At 75.9% G+C, this 16,348-nt stretch carries 15 protein-coding genes; 10 read left to right on the plus strand and 5 right to left on the minus strand.

Annotated features, from left to right (window positions below; genetic code table 11):
* Window positions 1–2,010, minus strand: coding sequence for a penicillin-binding transpeptidase domain-containing protein (locus ATJ88_RS17105; protein WP_098465441.1), 2,010 nt, complete (start codon window positions 2,008–2,010; stop codon window positions 1–3).
* A gap of 61 nt (window positions 2,011–2,071) precedes the next feature.
* On the opposite strand from ATJ88_RS17105, the gene ATJ88_RS17110 reads away from it, so the two are divergent.
* Window positions 2,072–3,145 (plus strand): M15 family metallopeptidase, encoded by a 1,074-nt coding sequence (locus ATJ88_RS17110; protein ID WP_098464872.1) that lies wholly within the window; start codon window positions 2,072–2,074, stop codon window positions 3,143–3,145.
* A gap of 24 nt (window positions 3,146–3,169) precedes the next feature.
* On the opposite strand, the gene ATJ88_RS17115 is transcribed toward ATJ88_RS17110, so the two are convergent.
* Together ATJ88_RS17115 and ATJ88_RS17120 are read right to left on the minus strand one after the other, a co-directional pair.
* Window positions 3,170–3,790: a response regulator gene (locus ATJ88_RS17115; RefSeq protein ID WP_098464873.1), complete on the minus strand. Its 621-nt coding sequence runs from the start codon at window positions 3,788–3,790 to the stop codon at window positions 3,170–3,172.
* Window positions 3,787–5,013: a sensor histidine kinase gene (locus ATJ88_RS17120; RefSeq protein ID WP_245852517.1), complete on the minus strand. Its 1,227-nt coding sequence runs from the start codon at window positions 5,011–5,013 to the stop codon at window positions 3,787–3,789. The genes ATJ88_RS17115 and ATJ88_RS17120 overlap by 4 nt, the downstream gene beginning before the upstream one ends.
* Before the next feature lie 94 nt (window positions 5,014–5,107).
* On the opposite strand from ATJ88_RS17120, the gene ATJ88_RS17125 reads away from it, so the two are divergent.
* Together ATJ88_RS17125 and ATJ88_RS17130 are read left to right on the plus strand one after the other, a co-directional pair.
* Complete coding sequence (locus tag ATJ88_RS17125; RefSeq protein ID WP_245852518.1) at window positions 5,108–6,265, plus strand: ABC transporter permease; 1,158 nt, start codon at window positions 5,108–5,110, stop codon at window positions 6,263–6,265.
* Window positions 6,266–6,286: 21 nt separating this feature from the next.
* Window positions 6,287–7,018 (plus strand): ABC transporter ATP-binding protein, encoded by a 732-nt coding sequence (locus ATJ88_RS17130; RefSeq protein ID WP_098464875.1) that lies wholly within the window; start codon window positions 6,287–6,289, stop codon window positions 7,016–7,018.
* Here the strand turns inward: ATJ88_RS17130 and ATJ88_RS17135 are convergent.
* On the minus strand, window positions 6,978–8,180 hold the full coding sequence (locus tag ATJ88_RS17135; protein WP_098464876.1) for a MalY/PatB family protein: 1,203 nt from the start codon (window positions 8,178–8,180) through the stop codon (window positions 6,978–6,980). The two genes, ATJ88_RS17130 and ATJ88_RS17135, sit on opposite strands and share 41 nt — an antisense overlap.
* 34 nt (window positions 8,181–8,214) lie before the next feature.
* Complete coding sequence (locus ATJ88_RS17140) at window positions 8,215–8,916, minus strand: hypothetical protein (protein ID WP_245852519.1); 702 nt, start codon at window positions 8,914–8,916, stop codon at window positions 8,215–8,217.
* A gap of 144 nt (window positions 8,917–9,060) precedes the next feature.
* Between ATJ88_RS17140 and ATJ88_RS17145 the strand changes: the two genes are divergently transcribed.
* The 7 genes from ATJ88_RS17145 to ATJ88_RS17175 all read left to right on the plus strand — a co-directional run bounded on the left by ATJ88_RS17145 (window position 9,061) and on the right by ATJ88_RS17175 (window position 16,035).
* On the plus strand, window positions 9,061–11,397 hold the full coding sequence (locus ATJ88_RS17145; protein WP_245852520.1) for a SpoIIE family protein phosphatase: 2,337 nt from the start codon (window positions 9,061–9,063) through the stop codon (window positions 11,395–11,397).
* A 42-nt stretch (window positions 11,398–11,439) separates the two neighbouring features.
* Window positions 11,440–12,426 (plus strand): sigma-70 family RNA polymerase sigma factor, encoded by a 987-nt coding sequence (locus ATJ88_RS17150; protein WP_098464877.1) that lies wholly within the window; start codon window positions 11,440–11,442, stop codon window positions 12,424–12,426.
* A gap of 349 nt (window positions 12,427–12,775) precedes the next feature.
* Window positions 12,776–13,240 (plus strand): fluoride efflux transporter FluC, encoded by a 465-nt coding sequence (locus tag ATJ88_RS17155; protein ID WP_098464878.1) that lies wholly within the window; start codon window positions 12,776–12,778, stop codon window positions 13,238–13,240.
* Complete coding sequence (gene crcB, locus ATJ88_RS17160) at window positions 13,237–13,623, plus strand: fluoride efflux transporter CrcB (RefSeq protein WP_098464879.1); 387 nt, start codon at window positions 13,237–13,239, stop codon at window positions 13,621–13,623. Before ATJ88_RS17155 ends, crcB begins: the two co-directional genes overlap by 4 nt.
* Window positions 13,624–13,656: 33 nt before the next feature.
* A complete protein-coding gene (locus tag ATJ88_RS17165) occupies window positions 13,657–14,121 on the plus strand; it encodes a hypothetical protein (RefSeq protein ID WP_098464880.1) in 465 nt (154 codons plus the stop codon).
* 81 nt (window positions 14,122–14,202) lie between these two features.
* On the plus strand, window positions 14,203–15,195 hold the full coding sequence (locus ATJ88_RS17170; RefSeq protein ID WP_098464881.1) for a 5'-3' exonuclease: 993 nt from the start codon (window positions 14,203–14,205) through the stop codon (window positions 15,193–15,195).
* A gap of 78 nt (window positions 15,196–15,273) precedes the next feature.
* On the plus strand, window positions 15,274–16,035 hold the full coding sequence (locus ATJ88_RS17175; RefSeq protein WP_098464882.1) for a VOC family protein: 762 nt from the start codon (window positions 15,274–15,276) through the stop codon (window positions 16,033–16,035).
* Window positions 16,036–16,348: the final 313 nt, after the last annotated feature.

The raw sequence follows: 16,348 nt of genomic DNA on the forward strand, positions 1-16,348 counted from the left end.
TCAGCTCCCGGCGAGGAACCGCCCCATCAGCGGGCCCGCCGTCGTCGACCCGTACTCGCCGTCCTCCACGAACACCGCCACCGCGAGGTCGTCCGCCACGGCGAGCATCCACACGTGCTGACGCGACCCGTCCCCGTACTGGGCCGTGCCCGTCTTCGCCCCGACCACGCCGGGGACGTCCGCGAGCGCCGACGCGCTGCCCTCCGAGACGACCCCGCTCATGAGGTCCAGCAGCGTCGCCGCCTCCTTCGCCGTCAGCCCCGCGGGCGTGCCCTGCGGCGTCGTGTCCTCGGCCTCCGCCTCGGCCGACGCGGACGGGCTCCCCGACGGGCTCGCCGACGGCGCCGCGGCGGCGTCGGGCGCACCGCCCACGACCTCCCGCACGAGTCGCGGCTCCACGCGCTCCCCCGCGGCGACGCTCGCCGCCACGGTCGCCATCCCCAGCGGTGACGCCAGGACGGTGCCCTGGCCGATCGCGGCCTCGGCGCGGGCCGTCTTCCCGTCGAGGTCGGTCGGCACGTCGCCGCCGAACGACGCCACGCCGGTGTCGGGGCCCGGCACGAGCCCGAGGTCCGCGGCGGCCGATGCGACGTCCTGCGGGTCGACGTCCGCCATCGCGCCGATGAACGCCGTGTTGCAGGAGTGCGCGAACGCCGTCGCCAGCGGCACCTTCCCCGTCGCGGACGACGGGTAGCCCGGCACGTTCTCGTAGGTGCGGCCGTCCACCGTGAGCGTCTCGGGGCACTGCACGGTGTCCTGCGGCGTGGTGCCCGACCGCAGGAGCGCCAAGGCGTCCACCACCTTGAACGTCGAACCCGGCGCGTACTGGCCGAGCGTCGCCGTCGACCAGCCCTCGCTGCCGGGGCCGCTCGCCGCCGCCAGGACGTCACCGGTGGAGGGCCGGATCGCGACGATCGCGCTCGCCGGCTCCACGTCGGCCAGCACCTTCTCCGCGCGCTCCTGCAGCTCCGGGTCGAACGACGTCGCGATGTCGGCACCGTCCACCGGCTCGACGCGGAACAGCTCGGTGGGCTCCTCGCCGGCGTCGGCGTCCTGCTCCGACGGCACCCGCTGCACCACGAGGCCGGGGGCGCCGCGCAGGGCCTCGTCGTAGGCGGCCTGCAGGCCGGACAGCCCGACGACGTCCCCCGTGGCCACCGCGCCGTCGGAGGCCTCGATGATCTCGGCGGTCGCCGGTCCGGACCGGCCCAGGACCTCACGGGCGAACGTCGACGTCGGGGCGAGCTCCAGGGTGTCCGCGACGACGTTGACCCCGTCCAGCGACCGGGCGTCCTCCGCGGTGAAGTTCACGCCCGGGTTCTTCTGCCGGATGGTGATCGCCTCGACGAACGCCTTGTCACCCGCCGCCTCGACGCGGGCCGCGTAGTCGTCCAGGTCGAGACCCACCACCATCGCGAGCCGGCGCGCCTGCGCGTCCCACGTGTCGGCCGTGCCGAACGTCTTGTCGATGCCGATGCGCCACACGTCGCGCTCGGTGACGAGGGGCTCGTCGTGGACGTCGAGGACGTCACCGCGGTCGGGGGCGACCGTGTCCACGTCGAGGCGCTCGCCCGCACGCAGGTCCGGCGCGACGAGCTCCGGCTCCCAGCGGACCTCCCACGACGGGCCCGCGTCCGACCCGTCCGGCGGCTCGACCTGCTCGAGCGACGTCGTCGTGGAGTACTCCCAGGCGTCCTGCGCGGTGAGCGGCCACGACCAGGCCAGGGAGACCTCCGCGGTGCGGGGCTCGGCGTCCTCGTCGACCGTCACCTGCGACACCGCGACGGTCGGCGCCCGGCCCGCCCGCTCGGCGGCCGCGCGCAGCGGCTCGGTGACCTCGGTGAGGTGGGTCTGCGGGTCCGCGCCGGTGTCGGTGACCAGCACGACGCCGCCCAGGTCGCCGGACGCCAGCCCGGCCGCGAGGTCGTCCGCGGCGTCCTGGGCCGTCGGCCCGTCGGGCCCCGTGCACGCCGAGGCGGCGAGCACGACAGGCAGGAGAAGGGTGGTCACGGTCACTGCTGTCCGTCGGCGCACCTGGCGAGGCTAGCGCTTCCTCTGGCACGCTGAAAGGGTGCCACTCCCCCGCCGCGCCACGTCGAGGTCGCGCACCGCCGGCACGTCCGCGCTGCTCGCGGTCCTCCTCGTCGCGCCCGTGGCGAGCCTCGTGACGGCCCCGGGCAGCGGCCGCGCCGACCCCGTCAGCACGGTGACGCCCCTGCCGTCCTCGTCGCCGGCGGCCCTGTCGTCGTCGGCCCCGACACCCCCTCCGGCACCGCGCGGCAGCACCCTCGTCGGCTGGGACCCCGCCCGCGAGGGCGTCGTCGGGGAGCCGCTGACCGACCTGGTCGTCGTCGCCCCCGCCCGCGGCCGCACCGCCGAGGTGCAGCAGCAGGTCGACGGCGCCTGGGTCACCCGCGCCACGGCCACGCTCGACGACGCCCCGGTCGACCTCGTCCGCGTCACCCTCCCCGAACGGTGGTCCGACGCGGCGACCACGGTGTGGCGGCTCCACCTGCCCGCGACGCCCGACGCCGCCGCCGTCACGAGCGACGAGCAGCACGTCACGGCCCGCTGGCCCCTGCGCACCGACCCGGCCGACCCGACGGTGCTCGTCAACAAGGAGCACCCCGTCGAGCCCGCACGGTGGCGACCGCACCGCCTCGTCGTCCCGCGCAACGCCGGGGCGGCGCAGCGCGTGGGTCTGCAACCGGAGGCCGCGGCCGCCATGGAGGAGCTCGCGGCCGCCGCCCGGCGCGCCACGGGCCACCGGCTCGTCATGGTGTCCGCCTACCGCTCGGCCGCCTACCAGGAGCGGCTGTTCGACCGGTACGCACGCCAGCACGGCCGCGGGGCCGCCGAGCGGTTCTCCGCCCACGCCGGCGAGTCCGAGCACCAGACCGGCTGGGCCGCCGACGTCACCGAGGACCGGACCACCTTCACGCGGTTCGGGGGCACCGCGACCTCCGACTGGGTCGCGGCGAACGCCTGGCGGCACGGCTGGGTGGTCCGCTACACCCCCGGCGCCGAGGACGTCACCGGCTACGAGCCGGAACCCTGGCACCTGCGCTACGTCGGCCCCGACCTCGCGGCCTGGCTGCACGCCACCGGCCTCACCCTGGAGGAGGCCGTGGGCGTCGCCGGCTGACCCCCTCGCCACCCGCCCGGGGCGTCAGAGCATGCCGCGCTCGCGCGCCGCCGCCGCGGCCTCGGTGCGGGACCGCGTGCCCAGCTTGGTGTTGACGTGCGCCAGGTGGGACTTCACGGTGGCCACCGACACGAACAGCTCGCGGGCGATGGCCTCGTTCGACCGGCCCGCCACGACGAGCCGCAGCACCTCCAGCTCCCGGGCCGTCGGTTGCTCGGCGGGGGTGCGCATGCGGCCCACGAGCCGGCGCTGCACCGCCTCGCCCAGGGCGACCTCGCCCGCCGCGGCCGACCGGACGGCGCGCGCCAGCTCGTCGGTCGACGCGTCCTTGAGGAGGTAGCCGGTCGCCCCCGCCTCGATCGCGGCGAGGATGTCGGCGTCCGTGCCGTAGGTCGTGACGACCAGCACCGGGACGCCGTGCCGTGCCGTGACGGTGCCCGTCGCGGCCGCGCCGCCGAGCCGCCCCTCGCCGAACTGCAGGTCGAGGAGCACCACGTCGCCACGCCCGCCGGCGTCGAGCCAGCGCAGCAGCTCCTCCGCGGTCGCGGCCTCGTGGACGACCCGCATGTCCGGCTGGCCGTCGACCACCGCGCGCAGCCCCGCACGGACCACCGGGTGGTCGTCGGCCAGCACCACGTCGATCATCGGTCCTCCTGACCGTCCCCGGCCGGCAGGGTCACCGCGACCGCGGTCCCGCCGCCGGGTCTGCTCTCCAGCGCGAGCGTCCCCCCGAGCTCGGCTGCCCGCGCACGGATCGCGGGCAGCCCGAACCCGCGCCCGGGACGGTCCTCGACGTGCGCCGGGTCGAACCCCACGCCGTCGTCCACCACGTCCAGCGTGACCGTGCCGGGGTCGTAGGTGACGGTCACGCGGGCGCGGGACGCGGCGGCGTGCTCGACGACGTTCGCGAGCGCCGACTGGGCGACGCGGAGCAGCGCCGTCTCCACCGGCACGGGCAGGGCGCGCACCGGTCCGGACGTCACGACCGACACGTCCGGGGGGTCGCCCGCGGCCGAGCGGGCCGCCGTCTCGGCCGCACGCCGCAGCGCCGCGGGCAGGGTGGTGCGTTCCAGGTCGCCCGGCGTGAGGTCCTGCACCACCCGGCGGGCCTCGGCGAGCCCGTCGCGCGCGGCGTGCCGCGCCTGGTCGACCAGGGTCCGCGCGCGGTCGTCGCCGGTGCCGACGGCGTCGTCGGCGGCCCGCAGCAGCAGCTCGATCGCGGACAGCGACTGCGCGAGCGTGTCGTGGATGTCGCGGGCCAGGCGGGCCCGCTCGTCGGTGACGGCCCGCTCACGCTCCGCCTGCGCGAGGTGGCGGCGCGCCCGGGTCAGCTCGTCCACGGTCCGCTGCCGGGACCGGGACTCGCGCACGAACGCCTCGATGCCGAGCACGACGCCGATCGCGACCGCGCCGCCGAGCACCGGCCCCAGGACGAAGCCCGTCCACGGGTCGCCCGGCCCGGCCTGCGCCGTCAGGCCGTCGACGACCGCGAGCACCGTCGTGACGGCCACCGCGACGACGCCGCGGTGCGGCCCCAGCACGTGCATCTGGAGGAGCATCAGCGGGAACGCGAGCCACAGCGCCGCCGGGGACACGACCAGCAGCACCAGCCAGGCCGCGACCAGCGCGGCGACCCAGGCGACGTCCGGCCACCACGCGCCCCGCCGCCGTTCCCCCGGCAGGCCGTGCACGTCCAGGGCGACACGCCCCCACCCGTAGAGCGCCGCCAGCGCCACCGCCGTCGGCACCGCGACCGCCCCGGCACCCGCGGGCGCCTGGACCACCGCGACCACGAGCAGCGCGGTCAGGAGCACGTCGAGCCCCAGGGCCAGGCCGCGCGCGGCCGAGAGCTCGGGATGGCGGATCACCCGTCCACCGTAGCCAGCGGGCGGCCGGCCGCATCGTCCGAAAGGTGGAGCGCGGCGGCCGTCCTTCGGCCGCACCGGATCACCCGGGGACGTGATGACCGCGAACGCCCCGCCGCGGAGGCTGGAGGACGTCATCGACCACCCCCACCGGAGGTACCCCGTGTTCGTCGCGCTCCGCGACCTGCGCCACGCCCGAGGACGCTTCGCCCTCATGGCCGTGGTCCTCGTCCTCGTCACGTTCCTCGTGACCTTCCTGGCCTCGCTCACCGCGGGCCTGGCCCGCGAGTCCACCTCGGCCGTGACCGAGCTGCCCGCCGACCACCTCGCGTTCTCCCTGCCCGCCCCGGGCGACCGGCCCGACTTCACCGCCTCCCGTGTCACCCCGGACCAGGTGGACGGCTGGGCACGGGTCGCCGGGGTCCGGGACGCGTCTCCCCTGGGCGTCGCCACGACCCGCGCCACCGGCGGTACCACCGCGGCCGTCACGGTGCTCGGCGTCCCGCCCGGCAGCGGGCTCCTGCCCGCCGGCACCGCCGACCCCGCACCCGGCGAGGTCGTCCTCACCGCCGCGGCCGCCGACGCCCTCGCCGCGCACCCCGGCGACACGATCACCCTCGGCGGGACCGCCATGACGGTCGCGGCCGGCACCGCCCCGGACGCGTCGTTCTCCCACACGCCGGTCGTGTGGACCTCCCTGGACGACTGGCAGGCCGCCGGCGCCCGCGGCACCCCCGGCGACGCCCCGGTCGCGACCGTCGTCGCGCTCACCACCGACGGCCCCGACCCCGCCACGCTCGACGCCGCCGACCACGACCTCGGCACCACCACGGTCACGACGTCCGCCGCGCGCGGCGCCGTCCCGTCGTTCGCCGGGGAGAACACGTCGCTCACCACCATGCAGGGCTTCCTGCTCGTCATCTCCGCGCTCGTCGTCGGCGCGTTCTTCTCCGTGTGGACCGTCTCGCGCGCCGGCGACGTCGCCGTGCTCAAGGCCCTCGGCGCGTCCACCGGGTACCTGCTGCGCGACGCCCTCGGCCAGGCCGCCGTCCTGCTGGCCGGCGGGGTCACGCTCGGCACCGTCCTCGCCGCGGCCGCCGCCACCGTGCTGCCCGCCGCCGTGCCCGTCGTCGTCACACCCGCCACCACCCTGGTGCCCGCCGCGGCCCTCGTCCTGCTCGGCCTCGCCGGCGCGGCCGTCTCCGTCGCGCGCATCACCCGCATCGACCCGCACGCGGCCCTCGCCGCCCGCTGAGCACACCCCCGAAGGAGACCCATGGACCTGCACCTGCGCGGCATCACCCTCGTCTACCCCGACGGGGAGGGCACGCTCACCGCCGTCGACGACGTCCACCTCACCGTCCCCGCGGGGACCACCACCGCCCTGCTGGGCCCGTCCGGCGCCGGGAAGTCCAGCCTGCTCGCCGTGGCCGCCGGGCTGACGCGACCCACCCGCGGCTGCGTCGAGATCGGCGACGACACCGTGCTCACGCCCACCACGACGGTCGCGCGGGCCACGCGCGTGCGGCTCGACCGGATCGGTGTCGTGTTCCAGTCGCCGCAGCTGCTCGCGTCGCTCACCGCGGTGGAACAGCTGGAGCTGCACGCCCACCTGCGCGGTGGCCGACCGGCCGCCGCGCGGGCGCGCGCGCTGGAGCTGCTGGACGCCGTCGGCGTCGCCGGGCAGGCCGGCAAGCGGCCCGCCCAGCTCTCCGGCGGCCAGCGTCAGCGCGTCGCCATCGCGCGGGCCCTCATGGGCGCCCCCGAGGTCCTGCTGGTCGACGAGCCGACGTCCGCCCTCGACCACGAGCGCGGCAGCCGGGTCGTCGAGCTCGTCACGCGGCTGACCCGCGAGACGTCGGCGGCGACCCTCCTCGTCTCGCACGACGCCTCGACGCTCGGGTCCGTCGACGCCCGCGTCCGGCTGGTCGACGGACGGCTCGCCGCGGACCCGGCGGCCGCCGCGGTCAGGACAGCGCCCGTCCCAGCCGGTCGACCGCCGCGGTGAGGATCTCCGCCGAGGTCGCGAGGTTTAGCCGCAGCCGGCCGCGGCCGCCCGTGCCGAAGTGGGAGCCGTCGCCCAGCGCGACCTTCGCCGTCCCGAGCACGTGCCGGTGCGGGTCGACGCCCTCGGGGACGGCGTCGCGGACGTCGAGCCAGGCGAGGTAGGTGCCGCGCCCGGGGTGCACGCGCACGGCCGGCGCGACCTCGGCGAGCCGCTCGGTGAGGAGCTGCCGGTTGCGCACGATCCCGCCGCGCAGCGCGTCGAGCCAGGCGTCCCCGCCCGTGTACGCGGCGGCGTGCGCGATGACGGCGAGGTGGTTGACGGCGTGGCCCGCCACCTCGGGGATGCGGCGCAGGTCGGCGGCGGCGTCCGGCCCGGCGACCGCGGTGGCGGCGCGCAGCCCGGCGAGGTTGAACGCCTTGGACGCCGAGTGCACGGCGATCGCGTCCTCCGCGCCCGCCACGGACAGCAGGGGCGTGAACGGCTCGGCGCCGTCCACCAGGTCGTCGAACGCGAACGGGGCGTGGATCTCGTCGGCGACCACCCGCACCCCGTAGCGCCGCGCGAGGGCGAGGGTGTCCTCCAGCTCGGCCCGGGTGTGGACGGTGCCCGTGGGGTTGTGGGGGTTGCACAGCAGGAGCACGGCGCGCCGCCCCGACCCCGGCCCGGTGCCGTGCGCGGCGACGCCGGTCGCCTGCGCGAACGCAGCCTCCAGGGTCACCGGGTCGAGGCGGCCGTCCGCGTCGAGGGGTGCCTCGACCACGTGCCGCGCCTCGGTGCGGGCGTACGCGGCGAACGGCGGGTAGACGGGCGGGGTGACGACGACGGCGTCACCGGGCGAGGTGAGGACGCGCAGCACCTCCACGATCGCCACCATGACGTCGGGCAGGGTGCGGCTCGTGGCGACGTCGGGCGTCCAACCCCAGCGGCGCTGCGCGAACGGGGCGAGCGCGGCCGCGTAGCCCGTGCCGAGGTCGTAGCCCGTGTCCCCGATCGCGAGCGCCCGCGTCACCGCGTCGACCACGACCGGCGGCTGCGGCACGTCCATCTCCGCGACGAACAGCGGCAGCACGTCGTCGGGGTAGGCGCGCCACTTCACGGAGGTGCGGCGGCGCAGGTCGTCGAGGGAGAGCTGGTCCAGCGGGCACAGGGTCGTGTCGGTCACCCCTGAGGTCTACCAGACACGGCCCCCTCGGACCTCAGGCGCGGCTGCCCGCGGGGCGGACGACCTCCGCCCACTGCTCCTCGCGCAGCGCCCCGGCGGGGACGTCCAGCCCGGACCAGCGTCGCGCGTCGGCGATGGTGTCCGTCAGCAGGTCGCGCAGCCGGTCGTCCGTGTCGGGGACGTACGCCTCGCTGATGCCCTGCACGGCCGTCGACACGACCGAGGGCGCGGCGTCGCGCACGAACCGCTTGGGACGGACGTGGGTGCCGGCGCAGAACCGGCGCGCCCACTCGGCGGTCTTGGGCGCCGTCGCCAGCGCCTCCACGCTCTCCGGCGCCAGCGTGCCGTCGGGTCGCCCGTCCAGGACGTCGAGCATCCGCTCGCCGCCGTAGATCGCCACGGCGAGCGTCTGCTGCCGGTCCGCGGGGGCGACGGGCAGCGCCGCCCGGGCGGCCCGCAGCGCGATCTGGACGTCCCAGTGCGGGTCGTCGCTGTTCAGCCCGATGACGGACGGGATCATGGGTGCCAGCCTCGGCCGCGCGTCGTCCGACGTCAGGTCGTTGACGGCGCGTGCGAGCATCGCCAGCAGCGGGTGCGTGCACTGCGGATGGTCGCTCCAGCGTTCGCCCGCGAGGAACGACGCGAGCTCCATGAAGCACGCCCCCTTCTTCGGGCTGCGGTGCTTGCCACGCCCCAGCATGGGCAGGGCGTCGAACGTTCCTGCGGTTCCTCCCACGGTGCCACCCCCGTCTCGGTCCTCGCTCCAGTGTGCGCGCGGTGTGACCCACGTCGCAACGGGTGGGGACCGGTCCGTGGTCCGGATCGCGCCCGACAGCGCCTTCTTGCTGGGAATTCGGCCCTCGGGCGGCATACTGGGGTCGTGCCCGAGACGCAGGTCCTGGGTCCGTCGACCCCCGGCCCGACGGCGGAGTTCTCCGCGGACGAGGTGTTCGACCGCATCGTGCGGCTCGTGCACCGCAACCTCGGCGTGCCCGCAGCCGTCTTCGTGGTGCTCACCCAGGACGGTCAGCTGCTGCCCGGCGCGTACGGCCTGCCGGAGGACGTCCAGGCGGCGCGCCGCATCTTCTTCGACCACCCGGCGACCGAGATCGTCGCGCGCGAGCGCGCCGCCGTCGTCGTCGAGGACACGGAGGCCGACCCGCGCGTCGTCGACCGCTGGGTCGTGCGCGAGATGGGTGCCCGCGCCCTGGCCGGCTACCCCGTGCAGGACGGGCGCGGCGAGGTCGTCGGCGCGCTGTGGGCGATCGACATGGTCCCGCGGTCGTGGGCCGCCGAGGACCTCGACACCCTCGCCGACCTCGCGGCGGCCTGCTCCGGCGAGCTGCGCCTGCGGGCCGAGCGGGAACGCGCCCGCCGTGCCGAGCAGGTCGCGTTCCGCGCCCACCAGCGCGCCCAGTTCCTCCTGGGACTGTCCGAGCGGTTCGCCGGCGTCACCACGATCGAGGAGGTCGAGGAGACGATCGCGGAGGTCGTCGGCACCGGCATGGGGGCGCGCTGGTGCTCCCTCGCGCTCGTCGACGCAGACCGCCGCCACCTGCGCTACGTGACCGTCGGCCACCAGGAGCCCGGGTTCCCCGACGGGATGCGCAGCATCCGGCTCGACGCGCCCCGCCCCGACACCGCCGTCGTCCGCGACCGGCGCACCCTGTTCTACCGCGACCAGGACGAGATGATCGAGGCCTACCCCGCCATGGCGGGCATCGGCCTGATGTCGACGGGCGCCCGCTCGTTCCTGCCCGTCGTCGTCGAGGACGACGTCATCGGGGTCGTCATCTGCGTGTGGGGCGAGAAACGGGACCACGACAGCGGCACCGCCGCCCTGGAGACGACGGTCGCGCGCTACGTCGCGATGGCGCTGGAGCGTGTCGCGCTGCTGGAGGCCCGCCGCCGCGTCGCCACCACCCTCCAGGAGTCGCTCCTGAGCGACGCCCCCACCGTCGCGCACCTCGACATCGCGACGACGTACGCCCCGGCGGCCCGGACCGACCAGGTGGGCGGCGACTGGTACGACGCCGTCGTGCGCGACGACGGCACCGCGATCCTCACCATCGGCGACGTCACCGGCCACGACGTGAGCGCCGCCGCGCAGATGGGTCAGCTCCGCTCCATGCTGCGCGCCCTGGCGTGGAGCCACGACGAGTCCCCCGCCGCGCTGCTGACCCGCCTGGACCGGGCGAACGCCGAGCTGGGCCCGGGCGCGCTGGCGACGGCCGTCGTCGTCCGCCTCGACCACGACTCCTGCCCCCAGGGCGACACCGGACCCGACGGCGAGCCGGAGCGCGGGTACACCCTCACCTGGTCGGACGCGGGGCACCCGCTGCCGCTCGTGCTGCGGCGCGACGGCACCGTCCAGACCCTCGAGGCCCGTCCCGACATGCTGCTCGGCATCGACCCCGCGGCCCAGCGGCGCGACCACACCGCCCGGCTGCTCCCGGGCGACACCCTCGTGCTCTACACGGACGGCCTGGTGGAGCAGCGGGGCGTGCCGATCACCGAGCGCACCGAGGACCTCGTCCAGGTGCTGGCCGACGTCCACGGCGAGGCCACCGCCGGGCTGCCGCGCGCCCTCGTGCGGCGGCTCGTCGGACGCGCCCAGCGGGACGACGTCGCCGTGCTGGTGGTGCGGGCCCGCGTCCCCGCCCCGTCGGGCCCGCCGTCCGACGACGGCCCGGCCCTCGCGGAACGGAAGGTCGCCGACAGCCTGTCCGACCTCGGGCCCGCCCGCCGCTGGGTCGACGACGTCCTGGAGTCCTGCGACGTCGGCGTCGAGGTGCGGCGCACCGCGATGCTGCTGTCCAGCGAGATCCTCACCAACGCGCTCGAGCACGGACGCGGCCCCATCACCGCGACCGTCGAGGTCGACGAACGGCGGCTGCGCGTCGCCGTGCGCGACGGCTGCACCAAGGAACCAGTCCTCCAGGACCCCGACCCGCGCGACCTGTCAGGACGCGGCGTGCAGTTCCTCGACCGGCTCGCCTCCCGCTGGGGCGTGGAGCAGCACGAGGCCACCGTGGTGGGCCGGCACGCCGACCTGGGCGACGGCAAGACGGTCTGGTTCGAGATCGACCTCGGCGCCGCACCCCTGACCGGCGCGGTCCCCGTGACGCGCCGGCAGTCGTCCGCCACGTCGTCGATCCCCCTCGTCGAACGGGTGCTGCCCTGGACCCGCGACGAGGCGCGCCGCCGCCGCACCTGACGCCTCTCGCGTCTGTCGGTGGCCGGTCGTACGGTGTGAGACATGACACAGACGGTCGGGTCGGACGTCGGCGTGCTCCTGGAGCAGCACCGCCGCGAGCTCACGGGCTACTGCTACCGGCTGCTCGGCGGCGCCGCCGACGCCGACGACGCCGTGCAGGAGACCATGCTGCGGGCCTGGCGCGCCTACGACCGCTTCGAGGGCCGGTCGTCGCTGCGCTCCTGGCTGTACCGGATCGCGACCAACGTGTGCTTCGACCACCTCGGGTCGTCCAAGCGGCGCGAGCGCCCCATGGGGCTGGGCGGCCCGCAGCCCGCCGAGATCGAGAACTTCGGGGAGACCCTCCCGGAGGAGCGCTGGGTCGAACCCGTCGCCGACGACGCCGTCCTGCCCCGCGAGGGCGACCCCGCCGACATGGCGGTGGGCCGTGAGTCGGTGCGCCTCGCGTTCGTCGCGGCCCTGCAGCACCTCCCGCCCCGCCAGCGGGCCGTGCTCGTCCTGCGCGAGGTGCTGCGCTGGTCCGCCGCGGAGACCGCGACCCTGCTCGACACGTCCGTCGCGTCCGTCAACAGCGCCCTCCAGCGGGCCCGCGCCACGCTCGGCGCCAAGGCCCTCGACCGCGACGAGGAACGCTGGGGCACCGTCGACGACGAGCTGCTCGCCCGCTACGTCGACGCGTTCGAACGCTACGACATGGACGCCCTCGTCCGGCTCCTGCACCAGGACGCCGTCCTCAACATGCCGCCCTACACCCTGTGGGTGTCGGGACCCGAGGAGATCGCCCGCTGGATGCTCGGCCCCGGGCACGGCTGCCGCGGCTCCCGTTGCCTCCCCGTGCGCGCCAACGGCTCCCTCGCGTTCGGCCAGTACCGCTGCGACCCCGCCGGCGGCTGGCGACCGTGGGGGCTCGTCGTGCTCGAGGACGACGGTGCCGGGCGGGTCACCGGCATCACCACGTTCCTCGACACGTCGACCTGGTTCCCGCGGTTCGGCCTCCCCGACCACCTGCCCGCCGAGCAGACCGTCTGACGCGCACTCCGGTTTCGGAGGGTGGTGGGGGCCGCGCGACGTCGCGTTCACGGGCCCCAGGGGGCCCTCCACTTCGGGTCTGACGACGTCGCGCGGCCCCCACCCCCCTCCTTCGACGTTCCGGTCCGCGTCGCATCAGTCAGCGCAGGTCCACGCGAGTCAGCGCACATCCACGCGAGTCAGCACGGCGTCACGCGAGTCAGCGCACACCCACGCGAGTCAGCGCGGCGTCACGCGAGTCAGCGCACACCCACGCGAGTCAGCGCGGCGTCACGCGAGTCAGCGCAAGTTCCGGCGAGTCAGCGCAGGTCCGACGACGAGTGGCGCCGTCGCCTCCGGGCGCACCAGGATGGGGACCGTGCCCGACGCCCGCCCCCCGCACCGCGACCCGCGGCTCCTCGCGCTCGTCGCCGCCGGCGGGGCCCTCGGCTCGGTGCTGCGGTACGCCGTCGCCCTGGCGCTCCCCCACGCGTCCGCGGGCTGGCCGTGGCCGACGTTCACCGTGAACTTCGTCGGCGCGTTCGTGCTGGGCTGGCTCCTGGAGACCCTCGCCCGGCGCGGCCCCGAGTCGCCGCGCCTGCGAGCCGTCCGCCTGTTCGCCGGGACCGGCGTGCTCGGCGGCTTCACCACGTACTCCGCGCTCGGTCTCGAGCTGACGCGCCTCGCGCAGGACGGCGCGTGGGGCGTCGCGGTCGCGTACGCCGCGGCCACGCTCGCCGTCGGGACGACGGCGGCACTGGCGGGCGTGCTGCTCGGCTCACGGACCCCGCCGGGCACGCTGGGACGGCTGCTCCGCGCCGGCGGGCCGTCGTGACCGGGGTGCTGGCGTTCGTCGCGGTCGGGGTCGGCGGCGGGCTCGGCGCCGCGGTGCGGTTCTGGGTGGCCGACACCGTCAAGGCCCGACGCCCGAGCGGGTTCCCGTGGGGCACGTGGGTCGTGAACACCGTCGGCTCGTTCGTCATCGGGGTCACGGCCGGCTGGATCGCCCTCGCCGGAGCCGCCGAGGTCTGGCACCTGCTCCTCGTCGTCGGGTTCTGCGGCGGCCTGACGACGTTCTCCACGTCCGTCGTCGAGACGGTGACGATCCTGCACGGCGGCCGACGACGAGTGGCGGTGCGGCACGCGCTGAGCACGCTCGGCGCGTCGGTCGTCGCCGTCACGGCAGGGCTGCTGCTCGCCGGGGCCGTCGCCACCTGACACGCCGCCCGGCCGGTGTGGAACCCTGACCGCATGACGAGCCATCGTGCCCTCACCGCCGTCCTCCTCACCGTCGGCGTGGCGGCGCTCGGCGGCTGCGGCACCGCCGAGGTCTCCTCCGCCTGCGTCGACTGGGCCGACTACGACACCCCGGCCGACGCCGCCCTGGATGCCGACGCGGTGGCACACGGCAGGGTGACCGGGCAGACCGGGACGACCTACCTCTTCGGCGAGACCGCCCACGTGTGGGAGGTGGCGGTCGACGCGTGGCTCCAGGGCTCGGGCGCCCGGACGATCGAGGTCGTCTCCGCACCCCGGACCTGCGAGAACGGCTCGCCCTACCCCGACGGCGACCCGCTCGACGGGACGGACGACGTCATCCTCCTGCTCACCGCTGACGGCGCCCGCTGGCAGACCCTCACGGGGTTCCAGGGTGTGATCCCGGCGCCACCGGCCGGAGAGCTGCCGTCCGAGTGGCCGTCGCCGTCCACCGGGTGAACCGGCTCGCGGTCGGTCGCACCGAGACCGACCACAGGACGGGTGGAGCGCGCTGACAGGGTCAGGTGGGAGGCTGTCACCATGCGCCTGATGCTGCTCGACACGGCCTCGCTGTACTTCCGCGCCTACTTCGGTCTCCCGGGCTCCCTGCGCTCCCCCGCGGGCGAGCCGGTCAACGCGGTGCGCGGCCTGCTCGACATGATCGCGTTCCTCGTGACCGAGCACCGCCCTGAACGTCTGGTGGCCTGCTGGGACGACGACTGGCGCCCCGCGTTCCGGGTCGACGCCATCAGCTCGTACAAGCAGCACCGGGTCCTGGAGGAACGCGCCGACGGCCCCGACGTCGAGGAGATGCCCGACGACCTGCGCGCCCAGGTGCCCGTCATCGTCGACGTCCTCGCCGCGCTCGGCGTCGCACGCGTCGGCGCGCCCGGGTACGAGGCGGACGACGTCATCGGCACGCTCGTGGCGCGCGAGGTGGCGGCGCACCCTGCCGCGCCGGTCGTCGCGGCACCGACGGAGGGGGCGCCCGGAGCCGGGTCGTCAGCCGCGCTCCAGGTCGCCGTCGTGACCGGCGACCGCGACCTGTTCCAGCTCGTCGACGACGCGGCGGGCGTCGGCGTCCTGTACCCGGCGCGCGGCGTGCGCGACCCGGACGTCGTGGACCAGGCGCGGCTCGCGGAGAAGTACGGCGTCCCGACGGGCAGCGCGTACGCCGAGATGGCCGTGCTGCGCGGAGACCCGTCGGACGGCCTGCCGGGCGTGGCCGGCATCGGCGAGAAGACCGCCGCGCGACTGCTGGCGACGTTCGGCACCCTGGACCGGATCCTCGCCGCCGCAGCCGCCGGCGAGTCCGGCGTGACCGCGTCGCAGCGCACCCGGCTCGCCGCGGCCACGGACTACCTGGCGGTCGCCCCGGGGGTCGTGCAGGTCGCCGCCGACGCCCCCGTGGGCGACGTGGACGACACCCTCCCCGCGACCCCGCGCGACCCCGACGCCCTCGCGGCGCTGGTCGAGCGCTGGGGCATCGGGTCCAGCGTCGACCGCGTGGTCCGGGCCCTCGCCGGGCTCTGACACCTCCGGCGGGCGACCGTCGGTGGCGCGTGCTGGACTGGACGCGCCCACGACGGCCACGAAGCTCGAGGAGGAACCATGCCCGCACGCGGTGACACCCCGGACGGCGCTCCGATCTGGATCGACCTGGGGACGGACGACCTGCCGGCCGCCGTCGCGTTCTACACGGCCCTGTTCGGCTGGGAGCACGTGGACTTCGGCGAGGAGTTCGGCCATTACGGCCAGTTCCTCCTGCGCGGCGAGCCCGTGGCGGGCGTCGGCCCGCACCAGGTGACGGGGCAGCCCAGCGAGTGGGGCGTGTACCTCGCCGCGTCGGACGCGGACGCCGCCGTCACGGCCGTCATCGAGAACGGCGGGACGGTCGTCATGGGGCCGGACGACGTCCCCGGCCAGGGCCGCTGGGCCATGACGACCGACCCCACCGGCATCGGGCTGGCGTTCTGGCAGCCGCAGGAGCATCGCGGATTCGCCCGTGTCATGGAGGCGGGCGCACCCTGCTGGTTCGAGGTGTGGACCACCACCTACGACACGACCTGCGCGTTCTACCGCGACGCCGTCGGCTGGGACCTGCACGACGTGCCGGGCGACGACGGGTTCCGGTACGCGACGAACGGGCCTCAGGAGTCCGCGACCGCCGGCATCTACGGCGTCGCCGACGACGAAGGGCCGAGCCGGTGGCTGGTCTACCTCGGCGCCGACGACGTCGACGCCGCGGCCTCCCGCGCCACCGAGCTGGGCGCCACCGTGCACGGCGAGCCGGTGGACACCCCGTACGGCCGACAGGTCGACGTCACCGACCCGACCGGTGCCCCGTTCCGGCTCCTCGCCGCCCCGGCCTGAGCCCTGGGCGGCACCCAAACGTCGCGAGTCGGCGCGAGTTCCGCCGAGTGGGCGAACGGACGGTTCGCTCAGCGCACCACTGAGCGCTCCGACGATGACTCGCGGAGATGTGCGCCGACTGAGCGTGATCCACGCTGACTGGACGAATCGTGCGCTGACTCGCGATCGCCCGCGCTGACTCGCCGAGCCTTGCGCTGACTGGACGAATCCTGCGCTGACTGGGCGGATCGTGCGCTGACTGGGCGGATCGTGCGCTGACTCGCGGAGATGTGCGCTGACTCGACGCGACCCCGACACGTGACGCAACGGGGCA

Origin of the sequence: Isoptericola jiangsuensis, from assembly GCF_002563715.1 — a bacterium.
Lineage (GTDB): Bacteria > Actinomycetota > Actinomycetes > Actinomycetales > Cellulomonadaceae > Isoptericola > Isoptericola jiangsuensis.